1 protein-coding gene is annotated in these 699 nt (G+C 59.5%); it reads right to left on the reverse strand.

The window, feature by feature from the left end; translation table 11 throughout:
* Nucleotides 1-137 precede the first annotated feature (137 nt).
* Nucleotides 138-699, reverse strand: a 562-nt coding sequence (locus tag RX395_RS09805) for a DUF6329 domain-containing protein (protein WP_316367288.1), incomplete at its 5' end; no start/stop codon positions are given.

The following is a 699-nucleotide window of genomic DNA, read 5'->3' on the forward strand; positions in this document are numbered from 1 at the left end:
GTGTGAGCCAGCGTCTTCAGGGCGGCAAGGTTGGTCTCCGCGGGCCACCTCCGTTTCTTCCCGCTCATTCCACACCCCCTTGGCGGCGGTTGAAATACTCACAGTCGGTATTTTTCTTTCCCATGGCCACCTCCCGCTCAGAATACCTGCTGGAGCGGCGTCTGTCCGTCAAAAGGGCTGCTCAGGCGGCGCACCAGGCCGAACTCCGTCTGACGGACGCCGTCCTCTTTCATGGAGTCCTCACCAAACTGCTCGAAATTCATATAGCCGTCTATGACGCTGATCAGCTCTTCATCCGCTCCGATACGCCGGAGTACAGACTGTCCGTATTCATAGCTTCCCTCGGTGATCCGCTCATAGTCGTCCAACTCCAGAGCAAGGCGCAGGGCGCCAGGGAAGTCCGCTGGCGGCTCTACCGACAGGACCGCCAGGTATTTCAGCAGGTCGCCGTCTGGCATCTCCCGGATCGTCCGCGCCAGTTCGTTGGCGCTCTCCACGCTGACACAGTCCATAGGGAGGAGGCCGGCCAGAGGCTCCATCTCACACCTGGTCTGGTAGATGGCAGCCTGGGCAAAGTCCTCGATCCCAAGGCTCCGCTTTGTCATATCCAGCTGGAGCTCCTCCGCTGGGAGATCCAGGCGGTATCTGATCTGGCCGTGGAGCAGATAAAGCTCAAAAATGGGTTTACTCTCCTGCACT

Origin of the sequence: Collinsella aerofaciens, assembly GCF_032584215.1 — a bacterium.
In the GTDB taxonomy this organism is placed as follows: Bacteria; Actinomycetota; Coriobacteriia; order Coriobacteriales; family Coriobacteriaceae; genus Collinsella.